The organism is Cupriavidus basilensis OR16 (genome assembly GCF_000243095.1).
GTDB lineage: Bacteria > Pseudomonadota > Gammaproteobacteria > Burkholderiales > Burkholderiaceae > Cupriavidus > Cupriavidus basilensis_D.
Map to the genome: position 1 here is coordinate 14,906 of NZ_AHJE01000066.1, position 17,013 is coordinate 31,918.

A 17,013-nucleotide genomic window follows, 5' to 3' on the forward strand; every position below is an offset into this window, starting at 1 on the left:
ATGACTGCACAGAACCCTCGCTCGCTCGCCCTGCTCGGCTGCATCGCCGACGACTTCACCGGCGCCACCGACCTGGCCAACACGCTGGTGCGCAACGGCATGCGCACCGTGCAGACCATCGGCGTGCCGGCGGGCGGCGAGGCGCTGCCCGGCGTGGAGCAGGCCGATGCGCTGGTGGTCGCGCTCAAGTCGCGCACCATCCCGGCGGCCGACGCCATCGCGCAATCGCTGGCCGCGCTGCGCTGGTTGCAAGCCCAGGGCTGCCGCCAGTTCTTCTTCAAGTACTGCTCCACCTTCGACTCCACCGATGCCGGCAATATCGGCCCGGTGGCCGAGGCCCTGCTGGCAGCACTTGGCAGCGACTTCACCATCGCCTGCCCGGCATTCCCCGAGAACGGCCGGACCATCTTCCGCGGCCACTTGTTCGTTGGCGATGTGCCGCTCAACGAATCGGGCATGGAGAACCACCCGCTCACGCCGATGCATGACGCCAACCTGGTGCGCGTGTTGCAACGCCAAAGCCAGGCCAAGGTAGGCCTGCTGCGCTACGACGCGCTGGCACGCGGCAGCGAAGCGGCTCGTCAAGGCATTGCCGCCTTGCGCGGCGAAGGCGTGCGGCTGGCCATCGCCGATGCCGTGAGCGACGCCGACCTGCACACGCTTGGCGAGGCTTGCGCGGACCTGCCGCTGCTCACCGGCGGCTCCGGCCTGGCACTCGGCCTGCCCGCCAACTTCCGCCGCGCCGGCCTGCTGGCGCAACGCGCGGATGCCGACAGCGTGGCGGCCGTGACCGGGCCGGCCGTGGTGCTGGCCGGCAGCGCGTCCAAGGCGACCAACGCGCAGGTGGCGCAGTGGCTTGTGCGCAAGCGCCCCGCCCTGCGCATCGACCCGCTCGCGCTGGCGCAAGGCGCGCCGGTGGTTGAGCAGGCGCTCGCCCTGGCCGGCTCCCATGCCGAGCCGGTGCTGTTCTACGCCACCACCACGCCGGACGAGGTCAAATCCGTGCAGGCCGCGCTGGGCGTGGAACGCGCCGGCCATCTGGTCGAGCAGGCGCTGGCCGACATCGCCGCCGCCCTGAAGGCACGCGGCACGCGCCGCTTCGTGGTGGCCGGCGGCGAAACCTCGGGCGCCGTGGTGCAGGCGCTGGGTGTGCAAGCCCTGCGCATCGGCACGCAGATCGCGCCGGGCGTGCCCGCCACCGTCACGCTGGAAGCGCAGCCGCTCGCGCTGGCGCTCAAGTCCGGCAACTTTGGCGGTGTGGACTTCTTTGACGAAGCCGTGCGCCAGCTTGGAGGTGAAGCATGAGCACCGAAGCCCGCCTGCGCGAAGAGATCTGCCGCATCGGCGCCAGCCTCTACCAGCGCGGCTACACCGTCGGCAGCGCCGGCAACATCAGTGCGCGCATGGAGGACGGCTGGCTGATCACGCCGACCGATGCCTGCCTGGGCATGCTGGACCCGGCCGCCATCGCCAAGGTGGACAGCGGCGGCAACTGGGTGGCCGGCGACAAGCCGTCCAAGACGCTGACCTTGCACCGCGCCATCTACGACAACAACCCCCAGGCCCATGGCGTGGTGCATACGCACTCCACCCACCTGGTGGCGCTGAGCCTGGCGGGCCCATCGCAAGCGGACGATGTGCTACCGCCGATCACGCCTTACTACGTGATGAAGGTCGGGCATATCCCGTTGCTTCCCTACCATCGCCCGGGCGACCCGGCGGTGGCGGCGCGTGTTGCCCAGCTTGCCGCCGAGGTGCGCGGCGTGCTGCTCGCGCGCCTTGGCCCGGTGGTATGGGAAACCACCGTCTCGCGCGCAGCCTTCGCGCTCGAGGAACTTGAGGAAACCGCCAAGCTCTGGCTGATGCTCAAGGACAAGCCCGCCCCGCTCGACGAGCAAGCCCTGGCCGAACTGCGCGACACGTTCAAGGCGCGCTGGTAGGTGCCAGGCATGTAGGTAAGACAGCGCCCCAAAAACAAGAACACAAGCAACGCAGAACCGCCCGCCGCACGCCCGCGCTAACGCCTGGGCCGCGGCAAGGGCAGCGTTCGCCCTCGGCTTGCCGCCAACGACGGGAATCAAGCCGGAACCAAGCCGAAATACGGAGACAACCATGGATGCATCCACCCAGGCCGCGCTAGCCGGCGCCGGCCAAGACATCGATCGCGACATCGATCGCGCCATTGAGAAACGCGCCTACAGCAAGGTGTTCTGGCGCATCATGCCGTTCCTGATGCTGTGCTATGTCATCGCTTACCTGGACCGCGTCAACGTCGGCTTCGCCAAGCTGCAGATGGCGCAAGACCTGGCGTTTTCCGAAACCGTGTTCGGCCTTGGCGCCGGCCTGTTTTTCATCGGCTACTTCCTGTTCGAAGTGCCCAGCAACCTGCTGATGCACAAACTCGGCGCGCGCGTCTGGATCGCGCGGATCATGATCACTTGGGGCATCATCTCGGCGCTGTTCGTGTTCGTGAAAACGCCCACCGCCTTCTACGTCATGCGCTTCCTGCTCGGCCTGGCCGAGGCGGGGTTCTATCCCGGCGTGATCCTCTACCTGACCTACTGGTATCCCGCCAACCGGCGCGCCAGGATGATCGCGCTGTTCATGTCGGGCATCCCGGTGGCCGGCATGTTCGGCAACCCGCTGTCGGGCTGGATCATGGACGCGTTCCATGACTACGGCGGCATGCGTGGCTGGCAATGGATGTTCCTGATCGAAGCCATGCCCGCGCTGCTGATCGGCATCATCACCGTGTTCGTGCTCAAGAACGGCATCGACCAGGCGCCCTGGCTGGACGCCGACGAAAAGCGCGTGCTCAAGCGCAATATCGCGGAAGACTCGCGCCAGGCCGACGCCTCGGGTACCGGCCACTCGCTTCGCGCGGTATTCTCCGACCGCCGCGTGTGGTGGATGTGCCTGATCTACTTCTGCTTCGTCACCGGGCAATATGCGCTGACGTTCTGGATGCCCACGCTGGTGAAGACCAGCGGGGTGACCGGCAACCTCAATATCGGCCTGCTCAGCGCCATTCCGTTCCTCTGCGCCATCGTGGTGATGAACGTCCTCGGCCACAGCGCCGATGCCCGCCGCGAGCGCCGCTGGCACCTGATCGTGCCGGCGCTGATGGGCGCGGCGGGCTTTGCCATTGCCGCCTCGTTTACCCACAATACCGTGGTGGCCATCGCCGCGCTGTCCCTGGCCGCCGCCGGCGTGCTGACCTGCGCCCCGCTATTCTGGTCACTGCCCACCGCCTTCCTGTCCGGGCTGGCTGCCGCGTCCGGCATCGCGGTGGTGAATTCAGTGGGCAACCTGGCTGGCTTTGTGGCACCGTACATGGTGGGCTACCTGACCGACCTCACCCACAGCACGCAGTCGAGCATGTATGTGCTGTCGGCCATGCTGGTGCTCGGCGCCGGGCTGGTCTGGCTCACCCCGGCCAAGCTGGTCAACCGCTAGGCCAAGAACACAAGAACACAAGAACACAAGAACACGACGACAACCCTCTTCTCCTGGAGCACCGCATGCCGCGTTTTGCCGCCAACCTGTCGATGATGTACACCGAGCACGCCTTCCTGGATCGCTTTGCCGCCGCAGCGGCAGATGGTTTCAAGGCCGTGGAGTACCTCTTCCCGTACGAGCACGCTGCCGCGGAAATCCGCGCTCGGCTCGACGCCAACGGCCTGACGCAGGCGCTGTTCAACGCGCCGCCGGGCGACTGGAATGCCGGCGAGCGCGGCATGGCCGCCCTGCCCGGGCGCGAAGCCGAATTCCGCGACGCCTTCGGCCGCGCGCTGGAATACGCTGCCGCGCTCGGCAATGACAAGATCCACGTGATGGCCGGCCTGGTGCCGGCCGGCGCGGACCACGGGCGTCATCGCGCCTGCTACCTGGAAAACCTGGCGCATGCCGCGCAGGCCGCCGCGGCACAGGGCGTCACGGTCCTGATCGAGCCGATCAACGGCCGCGACATGCCGGGCTACTTCCTCAACCGCCAGGACGACGGCCAGGCCATCTGCAAGGAAGTGGGCGCGGCCAACCTGAAGGTGCAGTTCGACTGCTACCACTGCCAGATCGTGGAGGGCGACCTTGCCGTCAAGCTCAAGCGCGACTTTGCCGGCATCGGCCACATCCAGGTTGCCGGCGTGCCAGAGCGCCACGAGCCGGACCTGGGCGAGCTGAACTACCCGTACCTGTTCGACGTGATCGATGGCCTTGGCTATGACGGCTGGATCGGCTGCGAGTATCGTCCGCGCGCCGGTACCTCGGCGGGTTTGGGCTGGCTCAAGCCTTACTTGACGGCCTGAGCGGCCGCTGCATCCATGCCGCCCGCGGCGGCACAACAGGAAAACGAACATGCACATACTGATCACCGGCGGGGCCGGATTTCTCGGCCTGCAACTGGCCCGCGAGCTGCTAAAACGCGGCACCCTGGACATTGACGGCAAGCCCGTTGCCATCGAGGGCCTGACACTGCTCGACGTGGTAGCGCCGCCCGCCATGGACGACGCGCGCGTGCGCGTGGTCACCGGCGACTTGTCCGATCCCGCCGTGCTGGCGCAGGCCATCGATGCGCGCACCGGCGCGGTGTTCCATCTGGCGGCGGTGGTCAGCGGACAAGCCGAGGCGGATTTCGATCTGGGCATGCGCGTGAACCTGGACGCCGCACGCGCGTTGCTGGAAACCTGCAGGGCGCTTCACGTGAAACATGGCATCCGGCCACGCGTGGTGTTCACCAGTTCGGTGGCCGTGTACGGCGGCACCCTGCCCGCCGTGGTGCACGATGATACCGCGCTCAATCCACAATCCTCCTACGGCGCGCAGAAGGCCATCGGCGAGTTGCTGCTGTCGGACTACAGCCGCCGCGGCTTTGTCGACGGCCGCGTGCTGCGGCTGCCGACCATCAGCGTGCGGCCGGGCAAGCCCAATGCCGCGGCATCGTCGTTTGCCAGCGGCATCATCCGCGAGCCGCTGGCAGGCGTTGCCGCCAATTGCCCGGTCTCGCCGGAAACACCGCTGTGGCTACTGTCGCCGCGCGGGGCCATCGCCGCACTGGTGCGTGGCATGGAGATCGATGGCGCCAGATTTGGCGAGCGCCGGACGGTGAACCTGCCCGGCCTTTCGGTCACGCCCAGGCAGATGGTTGCCGCGCTGCGGCGCGTGGCCGGCGACAGCGTGGCGGATCGCGTGAGCTGGGAGCGCGAGGCGCGCATCGAGAATATCGTCGGCACCTGGCCTGCCGCGTGGAATACGGAGCGCGCGCTGGCGCTGGGGTTCCAGGGCGACGCGGATTTCGATGCGGTGATCCGGGCTTATATGGAGGATGCGGGCATAGCGGCGCGTTGAACCCGCAGACGCGCTTTAGCGGCGCTGGCTTGCACGCAGGCCAACGCCGCCGCACCTAAAACTGCAGAAGCTGGACAGATCAAGCGTCCGGCTTCACCACTTCATAAGCCGTGATTGTTTCCCGCACCGGCCCCGGAATCGGCGCCGATTTCTGCGTAGCGGGATCCGCGCAGACATAGACGATCTCGCCCGTGACCAGGTGCTCGCCGCCACGGTACATCTCCACGCGGAACAGCATGCTGGAGCGGCCCAGGCGCGCAATCCGGCCCCGAATCTCCAGCATGTCGTCGAAGCGCGCCGACGCGTGATACTCCAGCGTCGATTTCACCACGAAGATATCCACGCCGTGCGCGTGCAGCACATCTTCCGGATACCGGATCCCCACCGCCCGCCAGTACTCGGTCACGCAGATATCGCAGTAGGTCAGGTAGTGCGCATTGAAGACGATCGACTGCGGATCCACCTCGGCCCAGCGCACGCGCAACGGCATGCTGTGACGGAAATCTTCCTTTGCCATGTCGGCGTTCCCCCCTTCATTGGCGGCCAGACATCGGCCCGATATGAAAACGGCGCCGGCCCCTAGACAGGGCGGCGCCGGCATAAAGCCGCTAAACCGGGCTTATTGCGGCTTGTTCAGCCCCAGCTTGTCGATAATGGCCTTTTCCTTCTTGACCGTATCGGCGGCGAAGCGCGCGTATTGCTCGCTGCTCATGTAGAACGGCTCCATGTCGAACTTGGCCAGCGCATCGCGGTAGTTCTGCATTTCCATGGCTTTCTTGAAGCCATCATGCAGCTTCTTGACGATCTTCGGATCGGTGCCCTTGGGTGCCACCACGCCGAACGGCGAGGTCTGCACGATGCCCAGGCCCAGTTCCTTCAACGTCGGCACATTGGGGAAGCGCGCCGAGCGCTTCTCGCCCCAGGTCGACAGCAGGCGCAGCTTGCCGGACTCCACGTACGGCGCCCAGGCCGGGGTGTCCGCCACCGACATCACGTGCCCGCCCAGCAGGGCCTGCATCGATTCCGAGTTGCCCTTGTAGGGAATATGCGAGAACTGCACGTTCTGCTTCATGGCCAGCTCTTCCATGGTCAGGTGCAGCGTGGTCATCGAACCCGGCGAGCCGTAGGTCAGGCGGCCCGGGTTGGCCTTGGCGTAGGCGATGTAGTCCTGCATGTTCTTGATCGGCGAATCCGCCGGGACCACCAGGCCGAACGAATAGCCGGCCAGGTTGATCACGTAGGAGAGGTCCTTGACCGGATCCCAGTTGATCTTGGTGGTGTACGGCAGACGGTAGACGGGCATGGCTACCTGCGCCAGCGTGTAGCCGTCCGGCTGGGTCGATTGCATCAGCTGGGCGGGCAGTACCCCGCCCGCGCCCGGCTTGTTCTCGATGATCACCGGCTGGCCGAAGATCCTGGACGCGTTTTCCGCCAGCACACGGAACGGCAGGTCGGTGGAGCCGCCCGCGGTATAGCCGATGATCAGGCGAATCGGCCGTTGCGGGAAATTGTCCGCCTGCGCCAGGGCCGGCGCGCTGGCCAGCCCAAGGGTAGCCGCGGTGGCGGCGAGCGCGCCCGCATGGGCGAGGAAATGGCGGCGTTGCATGAGTCTGTGTCTCCTATTGCTAATGCTAATGCTACTGCTACAAGTAATGCACTACACGTAAAGGCTGTGAAATCGGTGGGTCTGCGACCGCTTCGATCTGCTTGCCGGCCCCTCCCGGCAAGCCGCGCTCAGCCCTCGAAGGCCGCGCGCAAGGCGGCGACAGCGTCGCCATGGGCGGCGGCCACCGCCGGAACGAAACGTCCCAGCTTGAAAAAATCGTGGATCATGCCCGGGTAGTCGGCCAAGCGCGCCGGCACGCCCGCGGCGCGCAGCTTGGCCGCGTAGGCCACGCCTTCATCGTGCAGCGGGTCGTAGCCCGCCACGGCGATCCAGGCCGGGCAGCAGCCGCGCACGTCGGCACCCGTGCCGCCACCGTCCAGCGGGGCAAAACGCCAGTCGTCGCGGCTGGCTTCGCTGTCCAGGTATTGCGAGAAAAACCACTGGATCATCGGCGCGGTCAGCAGATAGCCCTCGGCCAGCGCGCGGTGCGAAGGCGTGTCCTGGCGGGCGCAGGTGCCGGGATAGATCAGCATCTGCAGGACAGGCTCCAGGCCCAGATCGCGCGCGTGCACGGCGCAGGCGCTGGCCAGCGTGCCGCCTGCGCTGTCGCCGCCCAGGGCGATCCGGCTAGCATCGGCGCCCAGGCGCGCGGCCTCGGCGAACACCCACTGCATGACATCGAACGCGTCGTTCGCCGCGTGGGGAAACCTCCACTGCGGGCCAAGCCGGTAGTCCACCGACAGCACCATGCAATCCGCCCCCATGCACAGCAGCCGGCTCAGGGGATCATGCGAGTCGACGCTGCCCACCGTGAAGCCGCCGCCATGGAAGTACACCAGCAAGGGCAACGGCTCGGCCCAGCTGGCCTCGCGCGGCGCATACAGGCGCACCGGGATGGCATGGCCATCGCGCGCGGCTACCGTCAGGTTCTCCACGCCGTGCACGGGCAGCGGCGCGATATCCATGATGGGCGCGCTCTTCTCGTACGCGGTCTTGGCGTCGGCCGGATCCAGTTCGTGGATGGACGGACGCTTGACGCGCCCGATCAGCTCCAGCAGCGCGGCCACCTGCGGGTCGAGCGGCACCGGCGGCATGCCGGGCAAGGCAGGCGCGGGCTTGGCGGGCGCGGCGGTGGAAGCAGGCGGGACAGCGGACATGGACAGTCAGAATCAATAGCAACGAACCTTCGGCGGCAGCCGAAACCCAGCGGCATCAACCCGCTGACGTTCGAATTGTGAACGATCGTTCGATTTTAGTATGATTCCAGATGTTTCTGCAGCAAAGCCTATGAAATTTCCCTGGGGCTGGTCAGAGCGGCAGGTTTTGCGCGATCATCGACCATCGTCACGGAAGCCAGAGCAGCCAGAAACACAGAAGAAAGAGAAAAATCCTCATCGACGGAGACAGCATAGATGGCCTTCATTTATTACCTGACCCATATCCACCTGGATTTCGGCACCATCAGCCAGCTCAAGGCTGAATGCGAGCGCATCGGCATCCGGCGCCCGCTGGTCGTCACCGACAAAGGCGTGGTTGCCGCCGGCGTGGCGCAACAAGCGGTCGAGGCCCTGAGCGGCCTGCCACACGAGATCTTCGACGAAACCCCTTCCAACCCGACCGAGGCCATGGTCAAGAAGGCCGCGGCGCAATACCGGGACAGCGGCTGCGACGGGCTGATCGCGGTGGGCGGCGGCTCCTCCATTGACCTGGCCAAAGGCATTGCCATCCTGGCCACCCATCCCGGCGAACTGACCACCTACGCCACCATCGAAGGCGGCAGCGCCAGGATCACCGAGCGCGCCGCGCCGCTGATCGCCGTGCCGACCACCTCGGGCACCGGCAGCGAGGTGGCACGCGGCGCCATCATCATCCTGGAAGACGGCCGCAAGCTCGGCTTCCACTCCTGGCACCTGCTGCCCAAATCCGCCATCTGTGACCCGGGCCTCACGCTCGGCCTGCCAGCCGGCCTGACCGCCGCCACGGGCATGGACGCCATCGCGCATTGCGTGGAAACCTTCCTGGCGCCCGCCTTCAACCCGCCTGCCGACGGTATCGCCCTGGACGGCCTGGAGCGCGGCTGGAAGCACATCGAGCGCGCCACCCGCGACGGCCAGGACCGTGAGGCGCGCCTGAACATGATGAGCGCCTCCATGCAAGGCGCCATGGCCTTCCAGAAGGGCCTGGGCTGCGTGCACTCGCTGTCGCACCCGCTCGGCGGCCTCAAGGTGGACGGCAGGACCGGCCTGCACCACGGCACCCTGAACGCGGTGGTGATGCCGGCGGTGCTGCGCTTCAACGCCGACGCGCCCAGCGTGGTGCGCGACAACCGCTACGCCCGCCTGCGCCATGCCATGGGCTTGGCGGCGGGCGCCGACCTGGCCCAGGCCGTGCACGACATGACCGCGCGCCTCGGGCTGCCCACCGGGCTGCGCCAGATGGGTGTCACCGAAGACATGTTCGACAAGGTGATTGCCGGTGCACTGGTCGACCATTGCCACAAGACCAACCCGAAAGAGGCCAGCGCGGCGGATTATCGGCGTATGCTGGCGGAATCCATGTAAGTGCCGCGGCGGGCCGGCAGCACAGGTGCGCGGAACAGCCGGGGCAATCCAGCTTTATCCACCCAGCACGGAGAAGAGGTCATGACAGGGGAACACCTGCAGGTCTTGCACGGAGACATCACCCGCATGGAAGTCGACGCCATCGTCAATGCCGCCAATAGCGGCTTGCTCGGTGGCGGCGGTGTCGACGGCGCCATCCACGGCGCCGGCGGTCCCGCCATCATGGCCGCCTGCCGCGGCATCCGCGAAACCAAGGGCGGCTGCCCCACCGGCCAGGCGGTGATCACCACCGGCGGCCTGCTACCCTCGCCTTACGTCATCCACGCGGTCGGCCCGGTCTGGCAAGGGGGCGACCACGGCGAAGACGCCCTCCTCGCCAGCGCCTACCAGGCCAGCATCGCGTTGGCCGCGCAGCACAAGCTGCGCACCATCGCCTTTCCCAATATCAGCACCGGCATCTACGGTTTCCCGCGTGAGCGCGCCGTGGATATTGCCATCGAGGCGGTACGCAAGGCGCTGGTGGCCGCACCCACCATCGAGCAGGTCAGTTTTGTCTGCTTTGATGACGAGAATTACCGGCTATACCGGCATAGGTTGAGTTGAATGGTTGGCGGCCTTCGCTAGGGTATTGCGAAGGCCGTGCGTCCGATCAAGATTGATGGGAATCGGCGTTCTCTCGCAGTTTGCCGTTTTGCCGTTTTGCCGTTTTGCCGCCTTGCTGTTTTCTTCGCTGTCCCCGCCCGCTTGCCGGATGTCCTCCCCTGGCCGGGTGGCCCCTAGCCATTTCGTTCCCGGCCTAATTCGCCACCACCACGCCCTCCAGCGCCAGCCCCACCGCAGCCTGCGCATGCAACGCCGTGGTATCGAACACCGGCAGCGCCACATCATCCTGCCCGATCAGCAGCATGATCTCGGTGCAGCCCAGAATCACCCCGCCCACGCCCAGCGCCTGCAAGTCGCCGATGATGCGCCGGTACACATCGCGCGAGGCGTCGCGCACGATGCCGTGGCATAGCTCGTCGTAAATGATCCCGTGGACCAGCGCGCGGTCGGCTGCGTCCGGCACCACGACGTCGATGCCGTGCTTGTCCCGCATGCGGCCGCGATAAAAGTCCTGCTCCATGGTGAAGGCCGTGCCGAGCAGGCCCACGCGCCGGATGCCGGCGGCGTGCAATGCCTGCGCGGTAGGATCGACAATGTGGAGAAAGGGAATGTCGAGCGCGGCTTCCAGGGCAGGCGCCACGCGGTGCATGGTGTTGGTGCAGAGCAGCACGAAATCCGCGCCGGCGGCCTGCACCTGCAGGGCGGCCTGCTGCATGGATTCGCCGAGTTCGTCCCAGCGTTGCGCGTGCTGCAGTGCCTTGATCTGCTCGAAGCTGACCGTGACCATGACGCTGCGCGCGTTATGGTGGCCGCCGAGACGTTGTTTCATGTCCAGGTTGATCAGGCGGTAGTATTCGGCCGAGGATTCCCAGCTCATGCCGCCGATCAGTCCGATCGTCTTCATCTTGACCTTCCTTGCGCACCGGCGCTGTCGAATCAGGCCAATGTAGCAGCCGGCACCGCGCCTCCCCATGCACAGTGCGGCGGATTGCGACCGGGCCAGCGCAGGCGTGCGTGCCTGACGCGGCCCGGCGCGCGCGGCGGATCAGGGCAATGCACTCCGGATCAACAGGTTGATGCGCTCCGGCTGCTCATGGATGACCCAGTGCGTGCCGTCCGGAATGCGCTCCAGCCGCATGTCCGGGATGAACTTGTCCAGGCCATCCAGCAGGCTCTTGGGCAGCGCGGTGTCGCGCTCACCCCAGATCACCAAGGTTGGCACGCGCACCGTGAAGGCGGCGGGATCGAGCCTGGAGATATCGGGAGGCGTCTCGCCGGCGCCCGGCGGGTGCAAGGGCGACGCGCGGTAATAGTTCACACCGCCGGTCAGCGAGTGGGAGCCGCTGGCGCCGGGCTGCGACCAGGCCGTGTGGTATTTCTCACGGGTCTCGCCAGCAAACCAGGGCGCGGGCTGCTTGCCCTGCCCGTTCAGGAAGCCTTCGAGCTTGGCGAAGCCGTCCGCCGCCAGCGCGTCTTCCGATCCCGGCTCGCGCAGCCAGTTCATATAGGCCGAGGCGGCCTGCTGCTGGGGATCGCCGGTCAGCGCCTTGGCGAACAGGTAGGGATGCGGCGAGTTGATGATCACCAGCCGCTCCACCATCTGCGGAAACTGGATGGCCAGGTTCCAGCAGATTGCCCCGCCCCAGTCGTGCGCCACCACCACGCAGTGCGAGTAGCCCAGCGCGTTGATGAGCTGGACCAGGTCCTCGACGATGTGGCGGGGGCGGTAGGCCTCGACTTCCGCGGGCTTGCTGGAGAGGTTGAAGCCGCGCAGGTCCGGCGCCACGGCGAAGTGGGTCTTGCCGAACTCCGCCAGTTGGGCTTCCCACTCGTACCAGAACTCGGGGAAGCCATGCACGAACAGCACCAGCGGCTTGCCGCGCTCACCGGCGCTGGCGTAGTGCAGGCGCGTGCCATTGGGCAAGGTGGCGTACTGCAGATGGCGAATGACTGCAGGTTTGGTCATGAACTCCTCACTTGCCGCAATGGCTGTCTCAGGTGGACTTGCTGCAGGCCGCACCCGGCGGCCCCCCTGGGTTATCCGCGCAAGGCTGCGATGAGCCCGGCACGCACTTCCGGCTTGTCGGCGAACGGGTCGCTCGGGTTGCGCTGGCTAATGATATCTTCGAAGCGCTGCCGCACGGGATCCAGCTGCTGCGGATGCGAGTAAATGTAGAAGCCGTTGTCGCGGATGGCATCGAAGGTGAGCTGCGCCACTTCGGCGGCCGTGACCTTGCCCGAGCTGACCGCTTTGTCCGACATGGCTTGCGACACCAGTTGCGAGCGCGTGGGCGGCGCGTCGTTGGCCAGCCCGGCCGGCCGGTTGCGGCCGGATTGCGTGATGCCGGTCGGCACGAAATACGGGCACAGCACCGAGCAGCGCACCTGCTCGCTGACCAGGCTCAGATCCTGGTACAGCGATTCGGACAGGGAAACCACGGCGTGCTTGGAGACGTTGTAGACGCCCATCGCGGGTGGGCTGAGCAAGCCGGCCATGGAGGCCGTATTGACGATATGGCCTTCGAACGACGGATCCTTGGCGGCGGCCGCGAGCATCAGCGGGGTGAAGATGCGCACGCCGTGGATCACACCGAAGAGGTTGACGCCCAGCACCCACTCCCAGTCGCGCTCGGTGTTTTCCCACATCAGGCCCCCCGCGCCCACGCCGGCGTTGTTGAACAGCAGGTTGACCTGGCCGAAGGTAGCGATGGCGGCATCGGCCAGCGCCTGCACCTGCTCGGCCTTGGACACATCCACGCGCACGCCGATCACCGGCACACCTTGCGCCTTGAACTCCGCCACGGCGGCATCCAGTGCGTCCTCCTGCACGTCAGCCAGCACCAGCTTCATGCCGAGTCCCGCACCCAGCTTGGCGAATTCCTTGCCGAAGCCCGATGCACCGCCGGTGATCACAGCCACCTTGCCCTGGAATTGCTTCATGTTGTCTGCCTCTCGTTGCTGTCGTTGTTATGGAATTGCCTTGCCGCGCGCGGGGCTTAGCCCGCGCGCTGCACTTGATAACCCTGACGCGGGAAATGCACGTTGACCGCGCCCGCACGCGGGTCCTGGCGGCGCAAGGTGGCGCGGTGGGCGTCCAGCGCCACCAGCACGCCGGCCACGGGGTCGCGCGCGTAGTCCGTCGGCGTCACGGTGACCGCCTCGCCCGCTTCGAAGCCGCTGTCGGCAGCCACCCCGCCCGGCAGCGCGGCCGGATCGGTGTGTCGCGCCATCGCCAGAGCCGACTCCGAACTGACCACGCGCACCGTGCCGTGGCCAAAGGCCTTCATGCGCGCATACCAGGCTTGCACAGCCGGATACGCATCCAGCAACTTGGCCAACTCGCTGGCGCGCTGGATAAACCAGACGTTGTGGTACAGCGAAAAATCCGCCACCGACAGTTCGGCCCCGGCCACATGCGCCACGCCCGCCTTGAATTGCTGCTCGAGCCGCGCGAAGGTTTCATGCAGCATTGCGATAGCCTCGGGCAACGGCATGCGCAGCGCTGAAAGCCTGCATCTGCGCCGGCGTCAGGTGGCCCAGCATGCTTTGCGCGCCGCCGGCTGGAACAGGTAGGTGACGGCGGCGGTAAACAACGCGGTGTCGATCCAGCCAGCGATCAGGCGCGCGGTGGCGGCTTGCGCGGCGGGATACAACGGGCGCGCGGGCGCCGCGCTCTCGATCACCTCGCAGATCAACGCGGTGTCGCAATAGATGTCGGCCCCCACCTGCAGGATCGGGGTGCGGCGGTAGCCGCCGGTCAGCGCCACCACGTCGGGCTTGGGCATGATGGGCGGGATTTCCACCGCTTGCCACGCCAGGCCCTTCGCGCCCATCAACAGGCGGATCTTCTCGGAGAACGGTGAGGTTGCGTACTGGTGAAGGATAAGGTCTGCCATGGTGTCGGAATCGATTGTGTTGCCAGTCTGATGCCAGCCTGAAACCAGCCTCAAGCCAGCTTTCTGTCAGCCTGAAATCTCTCTTATGCCTGCTGCCGGTGCGCCGGGCGAATGCCGCCAGGGGTATCAGCAAGGCGCGTGCCTGCTATTGCTCGATCTCTGCTGTCACGCCATCAACTTCAGCTGGACTACCGCCCCGTTTGCTTCAGCGCCTTGAGCGCCATGTTCTCGACCAGGCGCGGCGCCAGCAGCTTGAGCCACAGCCCCAGCCGGCCCTTGCCGGTCATCACCAGTTCGCGCTTGCGCCCGGCCATGGCCGCCAGCATCTGGCGCGCGCATTCCTGCACGCTCATGGCGCCCTCCTCGCGCAGCCGGCTTTCGCCCAGCGGGCGGCCATCGGGCCCGAAGCCGTTGATGCGCGTATCGGTCGCCACCACACCGGGGAACACCACGCACACATCCACGCCGGAGCCGCGCAGCTCAGCCCTCAGCGCCTCGCAGAATCCCGCCAGCGCGAACTTGCTGGCCGAGTAGGCGGTGCGGCCCGGCACGCCGATCTTGCCGGCCAGGCTGGACACCGCCACCATCAGGCCACCGCGCTCGCGCAGGTGCGGCAGGGCCTCGCGCGTGCACCACATGGCGCCAAAGTAGTTCACGCGCATGACCTGCTCGTAGTAGCTGTAGTCCGATACCTGTTCAAAGTACCCGTGGGCGGACACGCCGGCATTGTTGACCAGCACGTCGAGCCCGCCGTACTGCGCCACCACCGTGGCCACCAGCCGCCGGCAATCGGCCTCATCAGACACGTCGACGCGCCAGACGCCTACGTCGACGTCCGGGTGCTGGCGGCGGATGCGCTGCGCCAGCGCCTGCAGCATGTCGACACGGCGCGCGGCCAGCGCGAGCCGCGCACCCTGGCGCGCCAGCAACAGCGCCAGCTCGGCGCCAATGCCGTCGGAAGCGCCGGTGATCAACACAACCTTGCCGGTGAATGGAGCAGAGGCGGCCATGACTTCAATCCAGCAGGTCGGGCTGTTCCTTGACGATGCGGGCATACAGCGGCTGGAACTGGAACCAGCCCGCCTGCGCCGTGCCGACGATCGAGTACGCCTGGCGCGCGGCCGCGTCGGAGATGATCTTCAGCGGCGCATTGGTGCGCGCGGCGGCGGCCTCGGCCAGCAACTGCACCTGGCATGAGCGCTCCATGGTGATGAACCACCAGGCGGCTTCGTCCACCGTCTTGCCCACCGTCAGCAAGCCATGGTTCTGCAGGATCGCGGCCTTGTTGCTGCCCAGCGCGTTGGCGATGCGCTGGCCTTCGTCCAACTCCACCACCACGCCGCCGAAATCGTCGTAGAGCGCGTGGTCGTTGTAGAAGGCGCACACGTCCTGCGTCAGCGGGTCGAGCGTGCGGCCCAGCGTGGACCAGGCGCGGCCATGGGTGCTGTGCGAGTGCGCGGCCGCGACCGCGTCTTCACGGGTCTGGTGCACGCGCGAATGGATGGCGAAGGCTGCCGCGTTGACCGGGTAATCGCCCTCCACCACGTCGCCATGGTGGTCGCAGCGGATCAGGTTGGACACCTTGACCTGGCTGAAATGCACGCCGAACGGGTTGACCCAGAACGTATCCGGGAATTCGGGATCGCGTGCGGTGATGTGACCAGCCACGCCTTCGTCAAAGCCGAACTTGGAGAACAGGCGGAAGGCCGCGGCCAGCCGCTGCTTGCGGTGCAGGCGCTCTTCGGCCGGTGTATCGAACTTCGGCGGGCGCGGCAACACGCGGTACCTGGCCTTGACCTCTTCGGACATGCCGGCGGCCATTTCGTCCTGGTCGGCCTGGGGCTTGGTGCTTTCTGCAGGGGCGTTCATGGGGAGTCTCCTTGTTTTACCACTGCCGCGCGCAAGCATCGAAGCCGCGCGCGCGGCAACCTCCGACTTAAACCAGCTTGACCAGCTGCTTGCCGAAATTCTTGCCCTTGAGCAGGCCCATGAAGGCTTCCGGCGCGCTCGCCAGGCCTTGGGCGATGCTTTCGCGGAACTTGAGCTTGCCTTGCGCGACGGCGGTGCCGAGTTCCTGCAGGGCTTGCGGCCACACGTCCATGTGCTCGGAGACGATAAAGCCTTCCACGGTCAGGCGCGAGACCAGGATCAGTTGCGGGTTCTTCAGCGGCATCGGCTGGCCGTCGTAGCCGGCGATCATGCCGCAGATGGCGATGCGGCCAAAGGCGTTCATGCGGGCCAGCACGGTGTCGAGGATCTCGCCGCCGACGTTCTCGAAGTAGCCATCCACGCCGTCCGGAGTGGCTTCCTTGAACATCGTGTACAGCTCCTTGCTGTCCTTGGCGGCCTTGTAGTCGACGCAGGCGTCAAAGCCGAGCTCATTGACCACGTAGTCGCACTTGTCCTTGCCGCCGGCAAAGCCCACCACGCGGCAGCCCTGCAGCTTGGCCAGCTGGCCCACCACGCTGCCAACGGCGCCGGAGGCCGCGCTCACTACGATGGTCTTGCCCGCCTTCGGCTGGATGATCTTGTTCAGGCCGTACCAGGCCGTCACGCCGGGCATGCCGACCGAGCCGAGATAGGCGGACAGCGGGATATGGGTGGTATCGACCTTCTGGATGCCGATGCCATTGGTGACGCCCATTTCCTGCCAGCCGAACATGCCGACCACCTTGTCGCCGACGGCATACTTGGGGTTCTTGGTCGCCACGATTTCGCCCACCGTACCGCCGATCATGACCTCACCCAGCGGTTGCGGCGTGGCGTACGACTTGCCATCGTTCATGCGGCCACGCATATAGGGGTCGAGCGACAGGAAGTGGTTGCGGACCAGCACCTCGCCGTCGCCGATCGCGGGCACAGGCACCTCTTCCAGGCGGAAGTTGTCAGGGGTCACGGCGCCGGTAGGACGCGATGCCAGGACGATGCGCTTGTAGGTGTTCGACATGATGGTTTCCTTACAGTGAAATGGGCAAGGACACTCGTCCGTTGCCGTTCGTTGTGG

General features: G+C 66.5%; 19 protein-coding genes. 7 read left to right on the forward strand and 12 right to left on the reverse strand.

Going from position 1 to position 17,013, the window contains the following annotated elements; all coding sequences use genetic code 11:
- From otnK to denD, 5 genes are all read left to right on the forward strand, one after another.
- Positions 1–1,305, forward strand: coding sequence for a 3-oxo-tetronate kinase (gene otnK, locus OR16_RS23925; RefSeq protein ID WP_006160647.1), 1,305 nt, complete (start codon positions 1–3; stop codon positions 1,303–1,305).
- Positions 1,302–1,940 carry an aldolase gene (locus OR16_RS23930; protein ID WP_006160649.1) on the forward strand — a complete coding sequence of 213 codons (639 nt, stop codon included), beginning with the start codon at positions 1,302–1,304 and terminating at the stop codon, positions 1,938–1,940. Before otnK ends, OR16_RS23930 begins: the two co-directional genes overlap by 4 nt.
- Positions 1,941–2,112: 172 nt before the next feature.
- Entirely contained in the window at positions 2,113–3,456 is a 1,344-nt protein-coding gene (locus OR16_RS23935) for an MFS transporter (protein WP_006160651.1), read from the forward strand.
- 65 nt (positions 3,457–3,521) lie between these two features.
- Complete coding sequence (gene otnI / locus OR16_RS23940) at positions 3,522–4,304, forward strand: 2-oxo-tetronate isomerase (protein ID WP_006160652.1); 783 nt, start codon at positions 3,522–3,524, stop codon at positions 4,302–4,304.
- 49 nt (positions 4,305–4,353) lie between these two features.
- Positions 4,354–5,343, forward strand: coding sequence for a D-erythronate dehydrogenase (gene denD, locus OR16_RS23945; RefSeq protein ID WP_006160654.1), 990 nt, complete (start codon positions 4,354–4,356; stop codon positions 5,341–5,343).
- A gap of 79 nt (positions 5,344–5,422) precedes the next feature.
- On the opposite strand, the gene OR16_RS23950 is transcribed toward denD, so the two are convergent.
- The 4 genes from OR16_RS23950 to OR16_RS44150 form a co-directional block, all read right to left on the reverse strand.
- Positions 5,423–5,860 carry a YbgC/FadM family acyl-CoA thioesterase gene (locus OR16_RS23950; RefSeq protein WP_006160655.1) on the reverse strand — a complete coding sequence of 146 codons (438 nt, stop codon included), beginning with the start codon at positions 5,858–5,860 and terminating at the stop codon, positions 5,423–5,425.
- 102 nt (positions 5,861–5,962) lie between these two features.
- The gene (locus OR16_RS23955) at positions 5,963–6,949 is read right to left on the reverse strand and encodes a tripartite tricarboxylate transporter substrate binding protein (RefSeq protein WP_006160657.1); all 987 of its coding nucleotides are present in this window, start codon (positions 6,947–6,949) and stop codon (positions 5,963–5,965) included.
- Between the two features lie 128 nt (positions 6,950–7,077).
- A complete protein-coding gene (locus OR16_RS23960; RefSeq protein ID WP_006160658.1) occupies positions 7,078–8,106 on the reverse strand; it encodes an alpha/beta hydrolase in 1,029 nt (342 codons plus the stop codon).
- Between the two features lie 128 nt (positions 8,107–8,234).
- On the reverse strand, positions 8,235–8,372 hold the full coding sequence (locus tag OR16_RS44150) for a hypothetical protein (protein WP_158001385.1): 138 nt from the start codon (positions 8,370–8,372) through the stop codon (positions 8,235–8,237).
- Between OR16_RS44150 and OR16_RS23965 the strand changes: the two genes are divergently transcribed.
- Positions 8,362–9,510 carry an iron-containing alcohol dehydrogenase gene (locus tag OR16_RS23965; RefSeq protein WP_006160659.1) on the forward strand — a complete coding sequence of 383 codons (1,149 nt, stop codon included), beginning with the start codon at positions 8,362–8,364 and terminating at the stop codon, positions 9,508–9,510. The genes OR16_RS44150 and OR16_RS23965 overlap by 11 nt on opposite strands.
- A gap of 81 nt (positions 9,511–9,591) precedes the next feature.
- A complete protein-coding gene (locus OR16_RS23970; protein WP_006160660.1) occupies positions 9,592–10,113 on the forward strand; it encodes an O-acetyl-ADP-ribose deacetylase in 522 nt (173 codons plus the stop codon).
- Positions 10,114–10,306: 193 nt separating this feature from the next.
- Here the strand turns inward: OR16_RS23970 and OR16_RS23975 are convergent, their stop codons facing one another.
- The 8 genes from OR16_RS23975 to OR16_RS24005 all read right to left on the reverse strand — a co-directional run bounded on the left by OR16_RS23975 (position 10,307) and on the right by OR16_RS24005 (position 16,956).
- Positions 10,307–11,017: an aspartate/glutamate racemase family protein gene (locus OR16_RS23975; RefSeq protein ID WP_006160661.1), complete on the reverse strand. Its 711-nt coding sequence runs from the start codon at positions 11,015–11,017 to the stop codon at positions 10,307–10,309.
- A gap of 141 nt (positions 11,018–11,158) precedes the next feature.
- Complete coding sequence (locus OR16_RS23980) at positions 11,159–12,079, reverse strand: alpha/beta fold hydrolase (RefSeq protein ID WP_006160662.1); 921 nt, start codon at positions 12,077–12,079, stop codon at positions 11,159–11,161.
- A gap of 71 nt (positions 12,080–12,150) precedes the next feature.
- Entirely contained in the window at positions 12,151–13,053 is a 903-nt protein-coding gene (locus OR16_RS23985; protein WP_006160664.1) for an SDR family oxidoreductase, read from the reverse strand.
- Positions 13,054–13,109: 56 nt separating this feature from the next.
- Positions 13,110–13,607, reverse strand: coding sequence for a glutathione S-transferase C-terminal domain-containing protein (locus tag OR16_RS47800; protein ID WP_423739679.1), 498 nt, complete (start codon positions 13,605–13,607; stop codon positions 13,110–13,112).
- A gap of 33 nt (positions 13,608–13,640) precedes the next feature.
- Positions 13,641–14,009, reverse strand: a complete 369-nt coding sequence (locus OR16_RS47805) for a glutathione S-transferase N-terminal domain-containing protein (RefSeq protein WP_337459864.1) — start codon at positions 14,007–14,009, stop codon at positions 13,641–13,643.
- Positions 14,010–14,197: 188 nt separating this feature from the next.
- Positions 14,198–15,019, reverse strand: coding sequence for an SDR family oxidoreductase (locus OR16_RS23995; protein WP_006160665.1), 822 nt, complete (start codon positions 15,017–15,019; stop codon positions 14,198–14,200).
- Positions 15,020–15,023: 4 nt separating this feature from the next.
- Positions 15,024–15,878, reverse strand: a complete 855-nt coding sequence (locus tag OR16_RS24000) for a class II aldolase/adducin family protein (RefSeq protein WP_006160667.1) — start codon at positions 15,876–15,878, stop codon at positions 15,024–15,026.
- Positions 15,879–15,945: 67 nt separating this feature from the next.
- Positions 15,946–16,956: an NADP-dependent oxidoreductase gene (locus tag OR16_RS24005; RefSeq protein ID WP_006160668.1), complete on the reverse strand. Its 1,011-nt coding sequence runs from the start codon at positions 16,954–16,956 to the stop codon at positions 15,946–15,948.
- Between the last annotated feature and the right edge of the window lie 57 nt (positions 16,957–17,013).

Coding starts and splice junctions, on each gene's coding strand:
- otnK (WP_006160647.1), top strand. CDS start 1: ATGACTGCACAGAACCCTCGCTCGCTCGCCCTGCTCGGCTGCATCGCC.
- OR16_RS23930 (WP_006160649.1), top strand. CDS start 1,302: ATGAGCACCGAAGCCCGCCTGCGCGAAGAGATCTGCCGCATCGGCGCC.
- OR16_RS23935 (WP_006160651.1), top strand. CDS start 2,113: ATGGATGCATCCACCCAGGCCGCGCTAGCCGGCGCCGGCCAAGACATC.
- otnI (WP_006160652.1), top strand. CDS start 3,522: ATGCCGCGTTTTGCCGCCAACCTGTCGATGATGTACACCGAGCACGCC.
- denD (WP_006160654.1), top strand. CDS start 4,354: ATGCACATACTGATCACCGGCGGGGCCGGATTTCTCGGCCTGCAACTG.
- OR16_RS23950 (WP_006160655.1), bottom strand. CDS start 5,860: ATGGCAAAGGAAGATTTCCGTCACAGCATGCCGTTGCGCGTGCGCTGG.
- OR16_RS23955 (WP_006160657.1), bottom strand. CDS start 6,949: ATGCAACGCCGCCATTTCCTCGCCCATGCGGGCGCGCTCGCCGCCACC.
- OR16_RS23960 (WP_006160658.1), bottom strand. CDS start 8,106: ATGTCCGCTGTCCCGCCTGCTTCCACCGCCGCGCCCGCCAAGCCCGCG.
- OR16_RS23965 (WP_006160659.1), top strand. CDS start 8,362: ATGGCCTTCATTTATTACCTGACCCATATCCACCTGGATTTCGGCACC.
- OR16_RS44150 (WP_158001385.1), bottom strand. CDS start 8,372: ATGAAGGCCATCTATGCTGTCTCCGTCGATGAGGATTTTTCTCTTTCT.
- OR16_RS23970 (WP_006160660.1), top strand. CDS start 9,592: ATGACAGGGGAACACCTGCAGGTCTTGCACGGAGACATCACCCGCATG.
- OR16_RS23975 (WP_006160661.1), bottom strand. CDS start 11,017: ATGAAGACGATCGGACTGATCGGCGGCATGAGCTGGGAATCCTCGGCC.
- OR16_RS23980 (WP_006160662.1), bottom strand. CDS start 12,079: ATGACCAAACCTGCAGTCATTCGCCATCTGCAGTACGCCACCTTGCCC.
- OR16_RS23985 (WP_006160664.1), bottom strand. CDS start 13,053: ATGAAGCAATTCCAGGGCAAGGTGGCTGTGATCACCGGCGGTGCATCG.
- OR16_RS47800 (WP_423739679.1), bottom strand. CDS start 13,607: ATGCCGTTGCCCGAGGCTATCGCAATGCTGCATGAAACCTTCGCGCGG.
- OR16_RS47805 (WP_337459864.1), bottom strand. CDS start 14,009: ATGGCAGACCTTATCCTTCACCAGTACGCAACCTCACCGTTCTCCGAG.
- OR16_RS23995 (WP_006160665.1), bottom strand. CDS start 15,019: ATGGCCGCCTCTGCTCCATTCACCGGCAAGGTTGTGTTGATCACCGGC.
- OR16_RS24000 (WP_006160667.1), bottom strand. CDS start 15,878: ATGAACGCCCCTGCAGAAAGCACCAAGCCCCAGGCCGACCAGGACGAA.
- OR16_RS24005 (WP_006160668.1), bottom strand. CDS start 16,956: ATGTCGAACACCTACAAGCGCATCGTCCTGGCATCGCGTCCTACCGGC.